This window comes from Luteibacter sp. NPDC104163, assembly GCF_055584245.1.
On record NZ_JBVJMK010000015.1, the window covers coordinates 44441 to 62343 of the forward strand.

Genomic DNA, 17903 nt, shown 5'->3' on the forward strand with positions numbered 1-17903 from the left:
AGCGCGAGGGCCAAGGCGAGCCGGGACGTAGACGGCTATACTCCCCTGTCAGCCCCAAGAAAGCCCCCGCCCGTGACCAGCGAACTCAGCTCCATCATCGATTTCATCCGCTACGGCGCCAGCCGCTTCTCGGCCGCCGGCCTCACGTTTGGCCACAGCCATGACAATCCGATCGACGAGGCCACCCACCTGGTCCTGGCCGCCCTCCACCTGCCGCCCGACCTGCCGCCCGCCTACGGCGCCGGCAAGCTCGTCGCCGCCGAGCGCGAGGCCATCCTTGCGCTGATCGAAAAGCGCATCGCCGAGCGCGTCCCCGTCGCCTACCTCGTCGGCGAGACCTGGTTCGCCGGCCTCAAGTTCAAGAGCGACCGCCGCGCCCTGGTGCCGCGCTCGCCCATCGCCGAGCTCATCGAAGGCGGGTTCCAGCCCTGGCTCGAAGACCGCCACGTCGAGCGCGCGCTCGACCTGTGCACCGGTTCGGGCTGCATCGGCATCGCCATGGCCGAGTACAACCCGTATTGGCAGGTCGACATCGTCGACATCAGCGACGACGCCCTCAGCCTGGCCAACGAGAACATCGTCTACCAGCACGTCGAAGAGCGCGTTCGCGCGATCAAGTCCGACCTGTTCTCCGGCGTGAAGGACGAGGTCTACGACCTCATCGTCTCCAACCCGCCGTACGTCACCAACGACGAGTACGCGGCCATGCCGGCCGAATACAGCCATGAACCGGTCCTTGGCCTGACATCTGGTGATGATGGACTGGACCTCACCCTGCGCATGCTCGATGAAGCCGCCGACCACCTCTCCGAAGATGGCCTGCTGATCGTCGAGGTGGGCGATAGCGAGCACGCCCTGGTCAACCTCCTGCCGCGCGTTCCGTTCGTGTGGCTGGAGTTCAAGGTCGGCCAGATGGGCATCTTCGCCATCGAGCGCCGCGACCTGGTCGCCCACGCCGCGGACATCGCCGCCGTGCGTGCCGCGCGGAACTAAACACCTGACGGAAGTACCGTGTCCTCCAATACGTTCGGCAAGCTCCTCTCCGTTACCACCTTCGGCGAAAGCCACGGCCCGGCGATCGGGTGCGTGGTCGATGGGTGCCCTCCGGGGCTCCCGCTGGAGGCCAGCGAATTCCGTACCGACCTGGAGCGCCGCGCGACCGGCCGCTCCCGGCACACCTCGCAGCGCCGCGAGGCGGATGACATCGAGATCCTCTCGGGTGTCTACGAGGGCGTGACCACGGGCACGCCGATCGCACTGCTGATCCGCAATACCGATGCCCGGTCGAAGGACTACGGCAACATCCTCGATACCTTCCGCCCCGGCCACGCCGACTACACCTACTGGCAGAAGTACGGCGTCCGCGACCCGCGCGGTGGCGGCCGCTCGTCGGCCCGCGAGACCACCATGCGCGTGGCCGCCGGCGTCATCGCCAAGAAGTGGCTGGCCGGGCGTTACGGCGTCACGGTGCAGGGCCACGTCAGCCAGATCGGCGAGGTCGTCCCGCGCGGCTTCGAGGCCGCGGCCATCGAGACCAGCCCGTTCTTCTGGCCGTTCGCCGATCAGATCCCCGAACTCGAGGCCTACATGGACGCCTTGCGCAAGTCCGGCGATTCCGTCGGCGCGAAGGTGACCGTGGTGGCCGAAGGCGTTCCGGCTGGTTGGGGCGAGCCGATCTACGGCAAGCTCGATGGCGAGATCGCCGCGGCCATGATGTCGATCAACGCCGTGAAGGGCGTGGAGATCGGCGACGGCTTCGACGCCGTCGGCCAGCGTGGCACCCAGCACCGCGACGAGATGACCGCGCAGGGTTTTCTTTCCAACCACGCGGGCGGCATCCTCGGCGGCATCGCCACCGGCCAGCCCGTCGTCGTGTCCATGGCGTTCAAGCCGACGTCCAGCATCCTGGTCCCGGGCCGCAGCGTGGATCGCGCGGGCAACGCTACCGAAGTGGTCACGAAGGGGCGGCATGATCCCTGTGTCGGCATCCGCGCGGTGCCCATCGCCGAGGCCATGCTGGCGCTGGTGCTGATGGACCAGGCCCTGCGCCACCGCGCCCAGTGCGGCGATGTCGCGCCGGTTCCGCCGCGGATCCCCGGCACCTTGCAGGAGTGACCGATGAGCAAGCCCCGGGTCTGGATCTCCAGGCCATTCTTCCCCGATATCGTCGACCGCCTGCGCGAGCATTTCGAGGTCACGCAGGAGGCCGAGGAGCGGGCTTACACGCCCGTCGAACTCGTGGCCCACCTGAAGGACGCCGATGCTGCGATCATCGGCCTGGCCGACCGGATCGATGCCGATATCCTCCGGCATACCCCGAAGCTGCGCTTCGTCGCCAACACGGGCGTGGGCTACAACAACCTGGATCTCGCCGCGCTGACCGAAGCCGGCGTCGGCGCTTCGAACACGCCTGATGTGCTGAACGAGACGGTGGCTGATTACGCCTGGGCGCTGATGCTTGCGGCCGCGCGCCGGGTAGGCGAAGCGGAGCGCTGGTTGCGGGCAGGGCAGTGGAAGGGTTCGCGCTTCGAAGGCTGGCTCGGCGCCGATATCCACGGCAAGACCATCGGCATCCTCGGCATGGGCCGCATCGGCCAGGCCATTGCCCGCCGCGCCGCCGGCTTCCGCTCGCCGGTGATCTACCACAACCGCTCGCGGCTCGACGCGGCGATCGAAAGGGAGTGCGGGGCCACCTACGTGGACAAGGCCACCTTGCTCGCGCAGGCCGACCACCTGGTGCTGGTGCTGCCGTTCACCCCGGCGAACCGGCACAGCATCGGTGCCGCCGAACTCAAGGCCATGAAGCCGACGGCCACCCTCACCAACATCGCCCGCGGGGGCATCGTCGATGACGAAGCCCTGGCCCGGGCGCTGGCCGATGGCGAGATCGCCGCGGCCGCCCTCGATGTGTTCGAGGGCGAACCGCAGGTCCACCCGGACCTGCTCGAACAGGACAATGTGGTGCTAAGTCCGCACATCGCGAGCGCAAGTCGCGACACACGTCGCGACATGGCTTCGCTGGCTGTGGACAATGTACTGGCTGCGTTTGGGCATGGTCCCTGCGCCGGTCGGCCGCCCACGATCCTCAACCCGGGCGTGCTGGCTGACGCCAGCTAGACCCTCTACCCACGCCAACAAGAGCGAAGATGAGCAAGAAGACGAGTTACAAGGTGGCCATGGTGGGTGCGACCGGCGCAGTCGGTGAAACCCTACTTTCGATCCTGGCCGAGCGGGATTTTCCCGTGAGCGAACTGATCCCCCTGGCGAGCGAGCGCTCGGCGGGCGGCACCGTCGATTTCGCAGGAAAACCTTGTGTCGTCAAAGACCTGGCCAAATTCGACTTCGAGGGCGTGGACATCGCGTTCTTCTCGGCCGGCGGTTCGGTCAGCCGTGAGCACGCGCCGCGTGCCGCCGCGGCCGGCGCCGTGGTCATCGATAACACCTCCGAGTTCCGCTACCAGGACGATATTCCCCTGGTGGTTTCCGAGGTGAACCCGCACGCCATCGCCGACTACACGGTGCGCGGCATCATCGCCAACCCGAACTGCTCGACCATGGGCATGCTGGTGGCGCTGGCGCCGATCTACCGCGAGGTGGGTATCGAGCGGATCAACGTGGCGACCTACCAGTCGGTCTCGGGCGCGGGTCGAAGCGGCCTGGAGGAACTGGGCAAGCAGACGGCCCAGATGCTCAACTTCCAGGACGTGGAGTCGGCCAAGTTCCCGAAGCAGATCGCGTTCAACGTCATCCCGCACATCGACGACTTCCAGGCCAACGGCTACACCAAGGAAGAAATGAAGATGGTCTGGGAGACCCGGAAGATCCTCGAGGATCCTTCGATCCAGGTGAACCCGACCGCTGTCCGCGTGCCGGTGTTCTACGGCCACTCCGAGGCCGTGCACATCGAGACCCGCGACAAGATCACGGCCGAGCGTGCCCGCGAGCTGCTGGAGCAGGCCGAGGGCGTGGTCGTCGTCGACGAGCGCAAGGCGGGCGGTTATCCGACCCCGGTGAGCGACGCCGCCGGCAAGGATCCGGTCTACGTGGGCCGCATCCGCGAGGACATCTCGCACGAGCGTGGCCTCGACCTATGGGTGGTTTCCGACAATATCCGCAAGGGCGCGGCGCTGAACGCCGTGCAGATCGCGGAAATCCTGGTCCGGGATTACCTGTAATGAAGGCCGGCCGCGCCGCCATCGCCTGCCTGCTCTTCGCGCTGCCGCTTATCGCGGCCGCGGCGGGGCAGGCGGCGAAGCCGGCGCCGGCCAGCAGCCAGGCCACGGCCGCCCGGGCGAAGCTCGATGCTTCGCGCGGGCAGGCCCAGGTCGAAGATAAGAAGGTGAAGGACCTGCAGAAGCGGGTGGATACGCTGGAAACGAATTCGAAGGCCTCCCGGGATGCCCTGGAGGAGCGTGACCGCAAGATCGCGGAGCTCGAACGGCAGCTGGAAGCCGAGCGGCATCCCTGAACCTCGGTACAGGGCCAACATGTAAGGGGGGCGTGTACGGGCCTCGCGAACGAGTCAAACTTGTCGCGTAAATGCCCGTAGCCGCTATTGTTAGTTGTTGCTGGGGTGCACTACAGTGGCGCCTTCGCGGCCGACCGCCCGTAGAGGCGCGCCGCCAGCATGGAATTGTTCGGGGGATGCTCGTGATGAACCGTACTTTGAAGCTGTCGATCATGCTGGCGCTTGCCATGGGGGGCAGCCAGGTGCTGGCCCAGAGCCTCGGCGCCGTCCAGGTCCATTCCACCATGGACCAGCCGCTGTCGGCGGATATCCCGCTCACCGGGGTCACCGGTAACCCGAGCGATATCCACGTCACCCTCGCTTCGGATGAAGCTTTCTCCCGCGCAGGCCTGAATAAGTCAGGCATGCCGGTGCAGCTCAGTTTCACGGTCGGCAAGAACGCCGCCGGCCAGCCGGTGATCCACGTCACCAGCGGCGCGCCGATCCGCGATACCTACCTCGATTTCCTGGTGGAAGTGGATAGCGGCAAGGGCCCCGCGGTCGTCCGCGAGGTCACCATGCTGCTCGACCCGCCGGGCACGCCCGCGGCCGCCGCAACGTCGTCAGCGCGCCCGTCCCGCACGGAAAGCGTGCCCTCGCGCGTACCGGCCCGGTCGAGCACGCCGCGTACCACCGAAGCCAGCCAGCCGCGTGCCGCTGCGCCCTCCGCACCATCGGCGCAGGCTGCCAACGGCAGCATCGGCCCGGTCCAGCGTGGGCAGACCCTTTCCACCATCGCGCGCGACAACGCCGGTGGGTCCGATATCAACCAGGTCCTGGTCGCCCTGCACAAGGCCAACCCGGATGCGTTCTATCGCGACAACATGAACGCGCTGAAGACGGGTGCCGTCCTGCGCATGCCGTCGCAGGATGACATCAAGGCCCAGACCGCGGCCGCGGCCCTTGCCGAAGTGCGCCGCCAGAACGAAGCCTGGCGCTCGGGCGCGGCACGCGCGCCGGCCTCCGTGGCCGATGGCGCTTCCACGGGTAACGCTGCGCCGGCCAAGGCCAGCGCCCCGAAGAACGACCGCCTGGCCATCGTGCCGGCGAAGGAAGGCGGTGAAGCCGCTTCCACCCGCGCTGGCGTGAAGGGCGGCACGGGCGATGCCCAGGTGGCCGGCCTCAAGCAGGAACTCACCACGTCGCAGGAAGCCGTTGCCTCGCTCAAGCAGCAGGGTGCGGAGCTGAAGTCGCGCGTGGGTGACCTGGAAGCGATCAATACCAAGAACGAGCGGCTGATCAGCCTGAAGGACTCGGAGATCGCCGAGCTGCAGCGCAAGCTGGCCGAGGCCCGCAAGAACGCTGGCCAGCCGGCCGCCGCGGCCAGCGCTCCGGCGCCGGCAGCCCCGGCTCCCGCCGCGGCTGCAGCTGCATCGACCCCTTCCACCACGGCGCCTGTCGCCGCGGCCAACCCGGCCCCTGCTGCCAGCGCGGCCGCTCCGGCGGCAAGCACGCCGGCCCCGGCAGCCACGGTGGCAACGACGCCGGCCGCAACGCCTGTCGCCGCCGCACAGCCGCCGGCGACCCCGCCGGCCCCGGTCGCGAAGCCGGAGCCGAAGAAGCTGTCGCCCGCGCCTGCGCCGGTCGAGGAAGAAGAGTGGTTCATGCAGCCGTGGGCCTGGGGCGGCGGTGCCGTCGTCATCCTGCTGCTGCTCGTGGCTGCCGTCTTTGGCCGCCGCAAGAAGCCGGCCGCTGCCTCGGCGGCGCCGAGCTCGCTGGCCGACCGCTTCAGCAAGGAGCCGACGTTCAGCGGCTTCGATACCGAGCATGAAGACACGATGGATGCCGACCAGCGCGAGATCATCGACGCGCTCGCCGAGCACCCGGACGATATCGGGCTGCACCTCGAACTGGTCAGCCTCTACTACGGCCGCCGCGACGTCGAGCACTTCGAAGCCGCCGCGGAAGCCATGTACGCGCACGTTGCCGATCCGGACCAGCCGGAGTGGCGCGAAGTGATCATGATGGGCGAAGCGCTCGCGCCGTCGCATCCGCTGTTCGGTGGCCAGCCGGTGGATTCCATCGACGACCCGTACGAAGGCGACACCTACGCGCCGTCGCATGCGGCGCACGAGGAATCGGCCGGGCTCGAGGCGTTCGACCTGGGCAACTACGTGACCAGCCCGGACGAGGATGCCCACCCGGTCCCGCCGGCGCCGCAGAAGCACAGCGAGTACCACTTCAACTTCGACCTGACCCCGGTGCAGCGCGCCGAGGCCGACCGCCGTCCGCACGCGCCCGACGTCTTCGACGTGGACGCGCCGGAATCGCCGTACACCGAGGCAGGCGATGCCCCCGCCTTTGGCGACATCCTCGCCGAGGAGAAGGCCCCGGCCGAGGAGCGTTCGACGTGGTCGTTCGATGACGAAGCGCACGCTGCGCCGGTCGTCCCGGCCGAGCCGCCGCGCTTCGACGAGCCGCCGCGTTTCGACGAGCCGGCGTTCGGGGATGAGGAGCCGGTCGACACCGCCGGCCCGGAGAGCTTCAGCGATGACCCGGTCGATACCAAGCTCGACCTGGCCCGCGCCTACCTCGACATGGGCGACTCCGAAGGCGCCCGCCTCATGCTGGACGAGGTGATCAGCGAAGGCACCCAGATGCAGAAGGATACGGCCCGCCGCATCCTCGACGGCATCGCCTGATAGCGTCGCACCCGTGGGAGCGAGCTTGCGAGCGATGGGCCCCCGCCGGCCCATGGCCCGCAAGCTCGCTCCCACCGTCGTTCCGGGGTAACCTTCAGGGTTTCCCCCGCCCAGATACCCCATGCGCATCGCCCTAGGCGTCGAATACGACGGCACCGACTTCTTTGGCTGGCAGAAGCTCAGCCACGCGAAGACCGTGCAGGGCGCCCTGGAGGAGGCCCTCTCCTTCGTCGCCCACGAGCCCATCGAAACGACCGCCGCCGGGCGTACCGATGCAGGCGTGCATGGCCGCTGCCAGGTCGTCCACTTCGATACCGAGGTGCAGCGCGACATGCGCGGCTGGGTGCTCGGCGCGTGTTCCAACCTGCCGCGCAGCGTGGCGGTGACATGGGCCCAGCCCGTGGCCGACGATTTCCACGCTCGCTTCTCGGCGCGCGCGCGCCGCTACCGGTACCGCCTGCTGCCACGCTTCGTTCGCCCGGCGCTGGATGCCCGTTTCGTCGCCTGGGAAAAGAAGGCGCTCGACGCGGCACGCATGCACGAGGCAGCCCAGGCGATCATCGGTGAGCACGACTTCTCCGCGTTCCGCGCCGTGTCCTGCCAGGCGGCCCATGCTCGCCGCAACGTGCGCAACATCCGCGTGTTCCAGGACGATATCCATATCGTGGTCGAGATCGAGGCGAACGCGTTCCTGCACCACATGGTGCGGAACATCGTGGGTTCGCTCATCCCCATCGGCCGTGGCGAGCAGCCGGTCGAATGGATGGCTGAACTGCTGGAAGGCCGGAACCGCGAGGTAGCCGGCGCCACCGCGCCCGCGGAGGGCCTGACCTTCCTCGGCCCGCGCTATGAAGCGCACTGGGGCCTGCCTGCGGAGGTGACGTTATGACCCGCGTGAAGTACTGCGGCTTCACCCGCGTCGAGGATGTCCACGCCGCGGCCGCACTTGGCGTCGATGCGGTCGGCTTCGTCATGACCCGGAAGAGCAAGCGTTACGTCGGGATCGAACAGGCCATGGCGCTGCGCGATGCCGTGCCGCCGTTCGTCACGAGCGTCGTGCTGGTGATGGACGACGACCCGGCTTACGTGGACGAGATCGTGCGCTGCGTACGCCCGGACATGCTGCAATTCCACGGCGTGGAAACCGATGAAGCCTGCGCGGCGCACGGCGTGCGTTACCTCAAGGCGATCGCCATGGGGGAGGGCGAGGGCGCACTGGCGCGCCTGCGCGCTTACCCTCGCGCGACCGGCCTGCTGCTGGATGGCCACGGCCTCGGTGAAACCGGTGGCAGCGGCGAACGGTTCGACTGGACGCGTATGCCGCGCGACCTGGCGCAACCGCTGGTGCTCGCCGGCGGACTCACCGCGGATAACGTGGGCGAAGCGATCCGCGTAGCACGCCCCTGGGGCGTCGATCTTTCCAGCGGCATCGAGACATCGCCGGGCCTCAAGGATCGGGCTAAGATGGAACGCTTCCTCGCCGCCGTGCGCGCCATCCCCAGCGCGTGATTCCCCTTCAGCAACACACGGTAACGCAATGACCCAGATCCCGGATTTCCACGCTTATCCCGACGCGCACGGGCGCTTCGGTGATTACGGCGGCATTTACGTGGCCGAAACCCTGATGGAGCCGCTTGCCGAGCTCACGGCCGCCTACGAGCGCCTGCGCCAGGATCCTGCTTTCATCGCCGAGCTCGATCGCGACCTGAAGTACTACGTGGGACGGCCGAGCCCGGTGTATTTCGCCGAGCGCCTGACGAAGCACGTGGGCGGCGCGCGCATCATCCTCAAGCGCGAAGACCTGAACCATACGGGCGCGCACAAGATCAACAACACCGTGGGCCAGGCGCTGGTCGCCCGGCACATGGGCAAGAACCGCATCATCGCGGAGACCGGCGCGGGCCAGCATGGCGTGGCCAGCGCGACGGTCGCGGCGCGCATGGGCCAGAAATGCGTGGTCTACATGGGCGCCGTGGATATCGAGCGGCAGAAGATCAACGTGTACCGCATGCGCCTGCTCGGTGCCGAAGTGGTGCCGGTGACATCGGGCTCGCAGACGCTGAAGGATGCCCTGAACGAAGCGATGCGCGACTGGGTCACCAACGTCGCCGACACGTTCTACATCATCGGCACGGTCGCCGGACCGCACCCGTACCCGCAGATGGTGCGCGACTTCAACGCCATCGTCGGCCGCGAGGCCCGTGCGCAGACGCTCGAGCAGTTCGGCCGGCTGCCGGATGTGATCACCGCCTGCGTCGGTGGTGGTTCCAATGCGATCGGCCTGTTCCACGCCTTCCTCAACGACCGCGATGTGCGCATCGTCGGCGCGGAAGCCGCTGGCGACGGTATCGAGACCGGTCGCCACGCCGCGTCGCTCGCCGCCGGCAAGCCGGGTGTGCTGCACGGTAACCGCACCTACGTGCTCTCCGACGCCAACGGGCAGATCGTCGAGACCCATTCGGTGTCCGCCGGCCTCGACTACCCGGGCGTCGGCCCGGAACACGCCTTCCTGAAGGATGCCGGGCGCGCTGACTACGTCGGCGTGACCGACGACGAAGCGCTCGAGGCGTTCCACCTGCTGGCGCGTACCGAGGGCATCCTTGCCGCGCTCGAGTCGAGCCACGCGATAGCCCAGGCGATCAAGCTGGCCCGTGAGCTACCGAAGGATGGCCTGGTCCTCGCCAACCTCTCGGGCCGTGGCGACAAAGACGTGCACACGATCGCCGCGCGCGAAGGGATCGAGATCTGATGAGCCGCATCGAACGCCGCTTCGCGGCCCTCAAGGAAGCCGGCCGCACCGGCCTCGTCACCTTCGTCACGGCCGGCGATCCTTCGCCCGAACATGTGGTGGAACTCCTGCACGGCCTGGTCGCCGCGGGTGCCGACATCATCGAGCTCGGCGTGCCGTTCTCCGACCCGATGGCTGACGGTCCGGTCATCCAGCACGCGTCGGAGCGGGCGATCGAGAAGGGCGTGGGGCTGCACAACATCCTTGCGTGGATCGCAGCATTCCGTGAGACGGATAGTGAAACGCCGATCGTCGTGATGGGTTACCTCAACCCCGTCGAGATGTACGGATACAGGGAGTTCGCCGAAGATGCTGTCGAGGCAGGCGTCGATGGCGTCCTGATGGTCGATTGCCCCCTGGAAGAATCCGCGGTGCTGGCGCCGCTTCGAGATGCTGGCCTGGACCAGATCCTGCTGGCCTCGCCGACCACCGCCGGGGGCCGCCTGGCCCAGCTCTGCGAGGCCGCTTCGGGCTTCCTGTATTATGTGTCGTTCGCTGGCATCACCGGCGCGGCCCAGCTGAGTACCGGCCAGATCGCCGAGCGCGTCGCGGGGATCCGCGCGCAGTCGAAGGCGCCGGTGGCGGTTGGCTTCGGCGTCCGCGATGCAGCCTCGGCGAAGGCGATCGGCGGGTTCGCCGACGCGGTCGTCATTGGCAGTGCGCTCGTCGAGCGCCTCGCCGGTGCGACCACGGCGGAAGACGCCGCTGGCAGGGCTCACGCCTTCCTGGCACCGATCCGCGCTGCGCTCGACGCGCGCTGATCGCCAACGGGGACACACCTTTCGCGCCGGATGCGCGGGAGCAGGCTTTTTGTAGGAGCGCGCTTGCGCGCGATCCGCACGTTATCGGAGATCCACGATGAACTGGCTTCAGAAAATCATGACCCCGAAGACCCGCGCCCCGGCTTCTGCCGCAGGCAAGGGCAAGGTCCCCGAGGGCGTGTGGGAGAAGTGCGCTGGCTGCGGCACCGTGCTGTACAAGCCGGAGCTCGAAAAGTCCCTGATGGTGTGCCCGAAGTGCGGCCACCACCATGCGATCGCCGCGCGCACGCGCCTGCTCTCGTTCTTCGACGAAGGCAGCACCACCGAGCTGTGGGGCAAGCTCGAGCCGGTCGATGCGCTGAAGTTCAAGGACCAGAAGAAGTACAAGGACCGCATCGTCGCCGCGCAGAAGAGCACCGGCGAGAAGGACGCGCTGATCGCGATGTCCGGCAAGCTGCTCGGTCGCCCGCTGGTTTCCGTGGCCTTCGAGTTCTCCTTCATGGGTGGCTCGATGGGCTCGGTCGTGGGCGAAAAGTTCGCCCGTGCCGCCGAGAAAGCCCTCGCGGAAAAGAGCGCACTGGTGTGCTTCTCGGCCACTGGTGGCGCCCGCATGCAGGAAGGCCTGTTCTCGCTGATGCAGATGGCGAAAACCTCGGCCGCGATTGCGCGCATGCATGAAGCAGGCGTGCCGTATATCTCGGTGCTGACCCACCCGACCACGGGCGGCGTCTCGGCCTCGCTCGGCATGCTGGGTGATCTCAACATTGCCGAGCCGAAGGCGCTCATCGGTTTCGCCGGCCCGCGCGTGATCGAGCAGACCGTGCGCGAGACCCTGCCGGAAGGTTTCCAGCGTCCGGACTTCCTGGTCGACCACGGCGCGATCGACATGATCGTCGACCGCCGCGAGATGCGCGAGAAGGTCGGCGCCATGTTGGGCATCATGGAAAAGATGCCCCGCGTCGACGCCGCCTGATCCACGAAACCCCGCTCCGGCGGGGTTTTTTTTGGCGTCGTCACTGAGCGTGATCTCACGTTGCGTGGCTCGCGCCGTCGTTGCAGCGCAGACGGAAGTTACGCCGGTTCGCGGATGGAACCGCGCCCATGTCATTGTTTCCGCGTATGTTCGTGCGGGGCGAAATGCTCACGGCCACACTGTGCCCAGTCGCGGATTGGACAGGCGTGCGGCGGCACTTCACATTTCGTCTCCCGCAACCGACGTCCTCTAAGGGGAGGCGCACCATGGGCAAGACGCGACCCTTCAAGCCATCGATCAATCCTCGTGCGCCCGCCCTGAGCGGCGATCTGTCATACGCGATTCTTCTCCAGCTCAAGGACGCCCTTCCGCGCATCGAAATGGAGCTCGGCAGGTTCAGGGATTCCATCCCGCGTATCGAGACGGAGCTGGGCAGGGTGAAGGACTCCATTCCGCGTATCGAGACGGAACTGGGCCAGGTGAAGAATTCCATCCCGGGTATCGAAACGGAGCTGAAGCACATCCGCAACCTGGCGGAAGCGACCAGGGACGACGTCGATGGCCTCAAGACCTGGAAAACCCTTGTCATCGGCGGCGCCGCCGTGCTCGGGATCCTGTTCGGTCTCTACAAGGCGACGGCCGCGTCCGTCCACTTGAGCTTCGGCGGCTCGCCTTCGGTGGCTGAAATCAGCGCGACGCTGCCACCGCGGTAATCGGCATCTGCGAGACGCTGGTCGTCACCATGGCACCCATCGTGATGATGCAGGCCAGGACGACAACGGCGAACAAGGTTTTCAGCAGGACGAATTCGGCTTTCATGGCTGCTCTCCGTGGTTTCGCGTGGGTGGGCGCTCGCGCCCTTCGCCAAACCTGTTGCATTGCCCGTGCCAACGACGAAAGTGCTTAAAAAACGGCACCGCGAAGCCATTTCGTGCAGTCTCATATGCGCGTGCAAAGTGTCCGCGGACGATCCGGTGTCCGCGTATGGACGTCCGTCCGGACGGGCAAAAAAAGGTTCTTCGCGCATTACCGGGGTCGTCGGGTGCATCGGCGCCTCGTCATCGGTTCATTCGCTGGCGCGAATGCGTGTACTGAGCGGCTTGCGCCGCCTTAGGCTGGTTGCTTCCCGGGATCGGGAACGGCGAGGCCCTGGCGGCCGCCAGGCGCGGACCTTCGGACCGGGCCGTAGCACCCTCGTCGCAAAAATCGTTGCGTCACGCGGCCCTCCGCTCATGTCGGCCGCCAGGGCCTGCCCGCTCCCGGGTCGATTCGCCCAGTTTCGTGTCGCACAAGCCGGTACACCGAAGCCCCGCCCCCTGTGGGAGCGCGCTTGCGCGCGATAGCCAACGAAGCGGCGATGCCGTATCCGGGACCGATACCACGCGCGCTCAACATTCCGTACGCAGGGAAGCCCTCTCGGCGACGCGATGCCGGCTGGTGTCATCGCCGCCACGCCTCGGCGGATCGAACAACGGTTAGCGCGTGAGATGGCTAGCCGCGTCACCGCTCCGTGGGCTTATCGCGCGCAAGCGCGCTCCCACAGGCGAGTGAGCACACGTTGCGAGCTCTTCCACCGTGATCCTCATCGCTCGGGGGTGCGGGTGGGCAGGCCCTTGGGGCCGACATGAGCGGAGGGCCGCGTGGCGTCACGCTTGTCGCGAAAGCGGCGCTACGGCCCGGTCCGAAGGTCCGCGCCTGGCGGCCCCAAGGGCCTGACCATCCGCAGCTTCCTCAACCTACAAAGGCGAGGCGGCGTCAGCCGCTCAAAACATGCATTCGCGCCAGCGAATGAACCGATTCGAAAGCGGGACGTAGTGCTCGTCCCCGGCCTTCCGCGAAGAACCAAAAAAAGCCCCGGACGAGGCCGGGGCTCCAAGAGAACCGTAAACCGCCGTGGGGCGGGCTGATCAGAAGATCACGCGCTCCAGCCACAGTGACAGCGTGCCGAGGCCACCACCGATCGCGGTGGCGGCGAGGACGTCGCTCGGATAGTGCAGGCCGAGGATCACGCGCGAAGCGCCGATCAGTGCGGCGAAGCCAATGAGGAATGGCGCCAGGACCGTGTAGTGCGCGACGGCGACGACCGTGAATGCCACGGCCTGCAGCGTGTGTCCGGAGGGGAAGCTGAACTCATCGAGCGGCGGCACATGGGCGATCACGCCCGGGCAGGAGCGGAACGGGCGAGGGCGCTTCGTCCAACGCTTCAGCACGCGGTACATCAGCAGTGCCGTCAGGCCGGTCAGTGCCATCTGCGCCGCGACGGCCAGGCCATGCAAGCCGCCGACCAGCGCGATCACGGTCATCAGCGCATACCAGAAGACGCCATCCCCCAGGCGGCTGACGAGGCCGAAGAAGACGCCGATGGCGCGGCGTGCGCCCCAGCGGTTGGCGGCGACGCACATGCGTCGGTCGAGGTTCGCTCTACGCGGCGACGGCGGTGCTGCGTTCATGGAGGTTCTCCTCGGCGAGCGACTGCATGATGGATTCGAACTCGGCAACGACCGACTCGGGTGAAAGGCCTGCCACTGAGGCACGTGCGGCGCGTCCCATCGCCGCACGCACGGTGGCATCCGCGCCGAGCGTGGCGGCGCGTTCGATGAGGCCGCCTTCATTGCCAGGCGCGACGCGGATACCGTTCTGGCCGTTGCGGATGTACTCGCGCGCCGCCGCTTCGGCGTAGGCCACCACCGGCACGCCGGAGGCCATGGCCTCCAGGACGACGTTGCCGAAGGTTTCAGTGAGGCTGGGGAACACGAACAGGTCGGCGCTGGCGTAGTACGCGGCCAGCTCGTCGCCGCGGCGCGTGCCGGCGAAGATGACATCCGGGTGCGCGGCTTCCAGCGAAGCACGCTCCGGGCCGTCGCCCACGATGACGCAGCGCGCGTCGGGTGCGCGGCGGGCGAGGGCGCGGTAAGCGTCGATCACGACGTGAAGGTTCTTTTCCGAAGCCACGCGGCCGACGCACAGCACCACCGGCGTCTCCGGGCCTACGCCCCATGAAGCACGGAGTTCCTCGCTGCGGCGATCGGGATGGAAACGCTGCGTATCCACCGCGCGGCGCAGCACGCGCACGTCATGCACGCCCAGGTCGTTCAGCTCGCCAGCGAGCTGGCCGGTCGGTACCAGGGTGGCCTGCGCGCGGCGGTGGAAGCGGGCCAGGTAGCGCCGGACCACCGGGGTCAGTACGCCGAATCCGTAGTGGCCGACGTAGAAGTCGAAGCGGGTGTGGAAGCCGGTCGCGACCGGGATGCCAAGGCGGCGTGCGGCGCTCACCGCGCTCCACCCCAGCGGGCCTTCCGTGGCCACGTAGATGGCATCCGGCCGTTCGGTGCGCCAGCGGCGCTCGATGCGAAAACGGGAGGGCAGGCCGAAGCGCAGGCCTGCGTAGCGGGGAACCGAGGCACCTTCCACCTCGAGGACGTCCATGCCTGCGTCCGCCAGGGGCGGGGTCGCGGCGTGGGCCGGCCGAATGAGGTCGACGGTGTGGCCGCGGCGGACAAGGCCGCGGGCGAGGGCCTGGACCGTGAGCGCAACCCCGTTCACGTCCGGTGCGTAGGTCTCGGTGACGATGCCGACTCGCATGGCGGTGCCCCATCTGGCCTTGGCTTGAGCCATGCTCGCGCGGTGGCGTGTCGCGTGGGTTATCGCGGCATGACTGCCGCATGACAGCAGCCCGCAAAAACGGCGATCCGGGCGGCGGGTTGGGGCGGCCGGCGTATCCGGACACAGCAGGTTGTGCCCGATCCGGATAAAATCCCGGTTCTGCCCGCCATACGCATGACTACACGATGACCGTCCGCACCCGTTTCGCCCCCAGTCCCACCGGCTACCTGCACATCGGCGGCGCGCGCACCGCGCTGTATTGCTGGCTGGAAGCGCGCCGTCGCGGCGGTGAGTTCATCCTGCGTATCGAGGATACGGATCGCGAGCGCTCCACCCAGGAGGCCGTGCAGGCCATCCTCGATGGCATGAACTGGCTGGGGCTTTCGCACGACGAGGGCCCGTACTACCAGACCCTGCGCATGGACCGTTACCGCGAAGTGGCTGAGCAGCTCCTGCGCGAGGGCAAGGCTTATTACGCCTACGAGACCAAGGACGAGATCGAGGCCATGCGCAACGCCGCGATGGCCGCGGGCGAGAAGCCGCGTTACAACGGCTATTACCGCGACCGCAACGAGCCGTTCCGCGAGGATCCGAACCGGGTCATCCGCTTCAAGAACCCGACCACCGGTTCCGTCGTGTTCGACGACAAGGTGAAGGGCCGGATCGAGTGGGCGAATACCGAGCTCGACGACCTGGTGATCTTCCGTTCGGATGGTTACCCCACCTATAACTTCGCCGTCGTGGTCGACGACATCGACATGGGGATCACCGAGGTGATCCGCGGCGATGACCACGTGAACAACACCCCGCGCCAGATCAATATCTACAAGGCGCTGGGCGCCCCGGTGCCGGAGTTCGCGCACCTGCCCATGATCCTGGGCCCGGATGGCCAGAAGCTCTCCAAGCGCCATGGCGCGGTCAGCGTCATGCAGTACCGCGAGGACGGCTTCCTGCCGCACGCGCTGCTGAACTACCTGGTCCGCCTGGGCTGGTCGCACGGCGACCAGGAAATCTTCTCGGTGGGCGAGATGATCGAGCTGTTCGACGCCGCCGACGTGAACAAGGCCGCGTCGCGCTTCGACGTCACCAAGCTCTCGTGGCTGAACCAGCATTACCTGAAGACGGACGATCCCGCGGCGCTCGGCCCCGAGCTCGCCTACCACCTCGAGCGCATCGGCATCGATCCGGCGAACGGCCCGAATCCGGCCGACGTCGTCGTGGCCCTGCGCGACCGCGTGCAGACGTTCGTGGAAATGGCCGAGCGCGCGAAGATCTGGTACGGCCCGCTCACCGAGTGGGACGACAAGGCGATCGAAAAGCACCTGCGCACCGAAACGGCGCCGACTGTGCTGGCCCGTGCAAAGGAAGAGCTCGCCTCGCTGCCCGAATGGACCCCGGAAGCCGTGCACGGCGCCGTCGAGAAGACCGCCGCCGCGCTGGAACTGGGCATGGGCAAGGTCGCCGCGCCGCTGCGCGTGGCGATGACCGGCACCCAGGTCTCGCCCTCCATCGAGCACACCATCTACCTGTGCGGCCGCGAAGGCGCGCTGGCCCGCATCGACGCGGCCGTGGCTAAGGCCGCCGCCTGACCTGTGGGAGCGCGCTTGCGCGCGATGAGTGCTCGCCGCAGCCCCCATCGCGCACAAGTGCGCTCCCACGACAGCCGCCTCTTAGCAGGGTACGCACCGGATGGAAGAGCTCCTGGCCAAGGCTACGCACGGCGTCGACCCCGAAGCCCCCGGTGCGTTCTTCACGATCTTCATGAACCTGATGCGGCTGGTCCCCTGGGGCCAGCTGATCCTCTGGCAGGTGGTGTTCATCGTGGTCGGGGCGCTGCTGGGCTGGTGGCGGGGGCGCTTCACCGCCACCGTGGTCGCTTCGCTGGTGCTGGGGCCGCTGGGCTGGGCCGTGCCGTTCCTGCCAAGGCATCCGCCGTCGGCAGCTTCACAGCCAGCATCGCCGCCACCTCGGCCCGCGTCACAGCCAGCACCGCTACCGCCGCCCCTGACTTCGACGACGGTAGGCCGGCGGACCGCCGTTCCGCCGCCGCTCCCGGGCTCGAAAAAGGGCTGAAAGGCCCTCATGTTAGGATGACGCCCATGAGTTCACACGCCAGCCACCATCACGCCCACGAGCACCACGACGACGCGCGCAGCTTCGTCGCGGCGGTTGAGGTCGCCTCGACTGAGCGTGGCCTGCGCCTGACCCCGCTGCGCCGCGAGGTGCTGGAGCTTGTGGCGGCGGCGGGCAAGCCGGTCAAGGCCTACGACCTGCTCGACCGCTTGCGCGAAAAGCACGGCAATGCCGCGCCGCCCACGGTGTACCGCGCGCTCGATTTCCTCCTCGAGAACGGCTTCATCCACAAGCTGGAATCGATCAACGCCTACGTCTCCTGCCACCACCCGGCAGAGTCGCACCAGGTCCCGTTCCTCATCTGCGACAAGTGCCAGTGCGCGCAGGAAGTCTGCGACGAGCGCGTCGCGGAACTGATCGAGGCCCAGGCCAAGGCGTTCGGCTTCCGCCCGCAGGCACAGACCCTGGAAGTCCACGGCATCTGCAAGAACTGCCGGGAGTCGTAGAAGACCTGTGGGAGCGCGCTTGCGCGCGATCGACGTTGCGGCAAGCACCC

Annotated in this window: 18 protein-coding genes; 15 read left to right on the top strand and 3 right to left on the bottom strand. The window is 67.7% G+C overall.

Annotated elements, in window-relative coordinates:
- Nucleotides 1-72 precede the first annotated feature (72 nt).
- From prmB to ACZ6YI_RS16620, 12 genes are all read left to right on the top strand, one after another.
- Nucleotides 73-993, top strand: a complete 921-nt coding sequence (gene prmB, locus ACZ6YI_RS16565) for a 50S ribosomal protein L3 N(5)-glutamine methyltransferase (protein ID WP_465779628.1) — start codon at nucleotides 73-75, stop codon at nucleotides 991-993.
- An 18-nt stretch (nucleotides 994-1011) separates the two neighbouring features.
- Complete coding sequence (gene aroC, locus ACZ6YI_RS16570; RefSeq protein WP_465779629.1) at nucleotides 1012-2115, top strand: chorismate synthase; 1104 nt, start codon at nucleotides 1012-1014, stop codon at nucleotides 2113-2115.
- A 3-nt stretch (nucleotides 2116-2118) separates the two neighbouring features.
- Nucleotides 2119-3117: a 2-hydroxyacid dehydrogenase gene (locus tag ACZ6YI_RS16575; RefSeq protein ID WP_465779630.1), complete on the top strand. Its 999-nt coding sequence runs from the start codon at nucleotides 2119-2121 to the stop codon at nucleotides 3115-3117.
- 29 nt (nucleotides 3118-3146) lie between these two features.
- Nucleotides 3147-4175 (top strand): aspartate-semialdehyde dehydrogenase, encoded by a 1029-nt coding sequence (locus ACZ6YI_RS16580; protein ID WP_440325186.1) that lies wholly within the window; start codon nucleotides 3147-3149, stop codon nucleotides 4173-4175.
- Nucleotides 4175-4468, top strand: a complete 294-nt coding sequence (locus ACZ6YI_RS16585) for a hypothetical protein (RefSeq protein ID WP_465779631.1) — start codon at nucleotides 4175-4177, stop codon at nucleotides 4466-4468. The genes ACZ6YI_RS16580 and ACZ6YI_RS16585 overlap by 1 nt, the downstream gene beginning before the upstream one ends.
- A 185-nt stretch (nucleotides 4469-4653) precedes the next feature.
- Nucleotides 4654-7149, top strand: coding sequence for a motility hub landmark protein FimV (locus tag ACZ6YI_RS16590; protein ID WP_465779632.1), 2496 nt, complete (start codon nucleotides 4654-4656; stop codon nucleotides 7147-7149).
- Nucleotides 7150-7270: 121 nt separating this feature from the next.
- Complete coding sequence (gene truA, locus ACZ6YI_RS16595) at nucleotides 7271-8038, top strand: tRNA pseudouridine(38-40) synthase TruA (protein WP_465779633.1); 768 nt, start codon at nucleotides 7271-7273, stop codon at nucleotides 8036-8038.
- Nucleotides 8035-8658, top strand: a complete 624-nt coding sequence (locus ACZ6YI_RS16600) for a phosphoribosylanthranilate isomerase (protein ID WP_465779634.1) — start codon at nucleotides 8035-8037, stop codon at nucleotides 8656-8658. The genes truA and ACZ6YI_RS16600 overlap by 4 nt, the downstream gene beginning before the upstream one ends.
- Nucleotides 8659-8686: 28 nt before the next feature.
- Nucleotides 8687-9898: a tryptophan synthase subunit beta gene (trpB, locus tag ACZ6YI_RS16605; RefSeq protein WP_440323784.1), complete on the top strand. Its 1212-nt coding sequence runs from the start codon at nucleotides 8687-8689 to the stop codon at nucleotides 9896-9898.
- Nucleotides 9898-10698 carry a tryptophan synthase subunit alpha gene (gene trpA / locus ACZ6YI_RS16610; RefSeq protein ID WP_465779635.1) on the top strand — a complete coding sequence of 267 codons (801 nt, stop codon included), beginning with the start codon at nucleotides 9898-9900 and terminating at the stop codon, nucleotides 10696-10698. The genes trpB and trpA overlap by 1 nt, the downstream gene beginning before the upstream one ends.
- 97 nt (nucleotides 10699-10795) lie before the next feature.
- The gene (gene accD, locus ACZ6YI_RS16615; protein ID WP_465779636.1) at nucleotides 10796-11671 is read left to right on the top strand and encodes an acetyl-CoA carboxylase, carboxyltransferase subunit beta; all 876 of its coding nucleotides are present in this window, start codon (nucleotides 10796-10798) and stop codon (nucleotides 11669-11671) included.
- Nucleotides 11672-11937: 266 nt separating this feature from the next.
- Nucleotides 11938-12384: a hypothetical protein gene (locus ACZ6YI_RS16620; RefSeq protein ID WP_465779637.1), complete on the top strand. Its 447-nt coding sequence runs from the start codon at nucleotides 11938-11940 to the stop codon at nucleotides 12382-12384.
- Here the strand turns inward: ACZ6YI_RS16620 and ACZ6YI_RS16625 are convergent.
- The 3 genes from ACZ6YI_RS16625 to ACZ6YI_RS16635 form a co-directional block, all read right to left on the bottom strand.
- Nucleotides 12359-12490 (bottom strand): hypothetical protein, encoded by a 132-nt coding sequence (locus tag ACZ6YI_RS16625; protein WP_440325130.1) that lies wholly within the window; start codon nucleotides 12488-12490, stop codon nucleotides 12359-12361. The genes ACZ6YI_RS16620 and ACZ6YI_RS16625 overlap by 26 nt on opposite strands.
- Nucleotides 12491-13578: 1088 nt before the next feature.
- Nucleotides 13579-14121, bottom strand: a complete 543-nt coding sequence (locus tag ACZ6YI_RS16630) for a phosphatase PAP2 family protein (RefSeq protein ID WP_465779638.1) — start codon at nucleotides 14119-14121, stop codon at nucleotides 13579-13581.
- Nucleotides 14093-15253 carry a glycosyltransferase family 4 protein gene (locus tag ACZ6YI_RS16635; RefSeq protein ID WP_465779639.1) on the bottom strand — a complete coding sequence of 387 codons (1161 nt, stop codon included), beginning with the start codon at nucleotides 15251-15253 and terminating at the stop codon, nucleotides 14093-14095. Before ACZ6YI_RS16635 ends, ACZ6YI_RS16630 begins: the two co-directional genes overlap by 29 nt.
- Nucleotides 15254-15459: 206 nt before the next feature.
- Here ACZ6YI_RS16635 and gltX point away from each other — a divergent pair, with 206 nt between their 5' ends.
- The 3 genes from gltX to ACZ6YI_RS16650 all read left to right on the top strand — a co-directional run bounded on the left by gltX (nucleotide 15460) and on the right by ACZ6YI_RS16650 (nucleotide 17853).
- Nucleotides 15460-16863, top strand: a complete 1404-nt coding sequence (gene gltX / locus ACZ6YI_RS16640) for a glutamate--tRNA ligase (protein ID WP_465779640.1) — start codon at nucleotides 15460-15462, stop codon at nucleotides 16861-16863.
- Between the two features lie 100 nt (nucleotides 16864-16963).
- Complete coding sequence (locus ACZ6YI_RS16645) at nucleotides 16964-17347, top strand: hypothetical protein (RefSeq protein ID WP_465779641.1); 384 nt, start codon at nucleotides 16964-16966, stop codon at nucleotides 17345-17347.
- 26 nt (nucleotides 17348-17373) lie between these two features.
- Entirely contained in the window at nucleotides 17374-17853 is a 480-nt protein-coding gene (locus ACZ6YI_RS16650) for a transcriptional repressor (protein ID WP_465779642.1), read from the top strand.
- Nucleotides 17854-17903 lie beyond the last annotated feature (50 nt).